1 protein-coding gene is annotated in these 1,869 nt (G+C 43.0%); it reads right to left on the bottom strand.

Annotated elements, in window-relative coordinates; genetic code table 11:
• Positions 1-583: 583 nt before the first annotated feature.
• Positions 584-1,869, bottom strand: a 1,286-nt coding sequence (locus tag CXF78_RS15950) for a M13 family metallopeptidase (protein WP_145991502.1), incomplete at its 5' end; no start/stop codon positions are given.

The raw sequence follows: 1,869 nt of genomic DNA on the forward strand, positions 1-1,869 counted from the left end.
GTTAGTCTGGTGTGCGCGACGCGCCACGACGTTAGTGGCCGCAGGCCATAAATACATAAAGGCGGCCATAAGTACAAAACAAAAAAACACCTGGATCCCGGCTCAAAAGCATTACCGGGACGACGTGAGAGTTGGGCGACGAGAAGGCTGTTAGCAATCATCTGTTCATATATGAGTTAGATGCTTTACTTGAAAATTGATAAATTCAACTCTGAACTTGAGGCCGTTGAAGACTCTTTATAAAAGAATACGTGAGCTGACCATGGACTGCCTGTGCATCTAAAGAAACTGCTTCAGACTTATTCATGAAAATACACAGTTTCTCTACGGTAAAAGCTTATCAAGAGAAAATTGTTAACTGACTTGAAAAGAGTTCAAACGATATTACCAATAATTGATTAATCAATCCGAATGTTTGTCTAGGTCTTTACTCGCCTCTGCTATTAACCACAAGGTTTCCGATATTATTTTAGGCATTCGCGCATATAGTGATAAAAAATGCCCGTCAGTTAACTGACGGGCATTTTTGTGTCGGATGCTTGTTGCTATCGCGGCACATTATTGCAGCTATTTACGCACTAAATTACCAAATACGTACGCGCTGATCTTCTGGCAAGTACAACTTATCACCTGGTTTAACATCAAAGGCTTTATACCAAGCATCGTGGTTACGCGGGGCGAGGGCACGGTAACGACCTGGTGCATGAGTGCCGGCACGTAACTGAGTTAACATACTTTGCTCGGTACGTTTTTCTTTCCACACTTGAGCCCAAGCTAAAAAGAAACGTTGATCGCCAGTAACGCCATCTATCACCGGGGCCTCTTTACCGTTTAAGCTTAATTTGTAAGCGTGGTATGCCATTGATAAACCGCCAACATCGCCAATGTTTTCACCGAGACTGTTGCGTCCGTTAACAAAGTTTTCAGGGATTGGTTCATATTGGTTGTATTGCGCAGCGAGCTTATCGGCTTTAGCATCAAAAGCGGCACGATCTTCATCTGTCCACCAGTTACGCTGAACGCCATTGGCGTCTGATTTAGAACCTTGATCATCAAAACCATGACCCATTTCGTGACCAATTACGGCACCGATACTGCCATAGTTAACCGCAGCATCTGCGTTTGGATCAAAAAACGGCGGTTGTAAAATTGCCGCAGGGAACACTATTTCATTAAACGAGCTGTTGTAATAGGCATTGACCGTTTGCGGTGTCATCCCCCAACGATTACGGTCCGTTTTTTCCAGTTCTTTTGCTACGCTATCGGCTTGGAAGTATTTGCGTAGATTCTTAATATCACCCACTAAATCATTTTTAGTGAGGGTTAAGCCATGAAATTGTTGCCATACATCGGGATAACCAATTTTTGGATTAAATGCTGCTAACTTAGCATGAGCATTCACCTTGGTTTCTGCGCCCATCCAATCTAAACCATCAATGCGTTGACCTAATGCTGTGCGCAGATTGTTAACTAACTCTGCCATCTTTTGCTTAGACGACTCAGGGAAATAACGCGACACATACACTTTACCAATAGCGAAACCTAGTGACTGAGTGCCTGACATCTCTTCAACTGCACGTTTCCAGCGTGGACGAGGTTGCTCTTGCCCAGTGAGTTCTTTGCCAAAAAAAGCAAAATTGGTATTGAAAATGTCTTCTGACAATAACCCTGCATTATTACTAATGGTGTGGAAGGTTAAATAGTCTTGCCACACAGTGAGTGGTTGTTGGTTAATTAAGTCAATCATTGCTTTAACGGGTTCTGGCTGCGAAATATTTAGTTTCGGCACTTGGTAACCGGTTTGTGCAAAATAGATATCCCAATCAAATCGAGGATATTGCTTAACCAATTCTTCACGTTTGAGTTGGT

The organism is Shewanella sp. 11B5, from assembly GCF_002836795.1.
Lineage (GTDB): Bacteria > Pseudomonadota > Gammaproteobacteria > Enterobacterales > Shewanellaceae > Shewanella > Shewanella frigidimarina.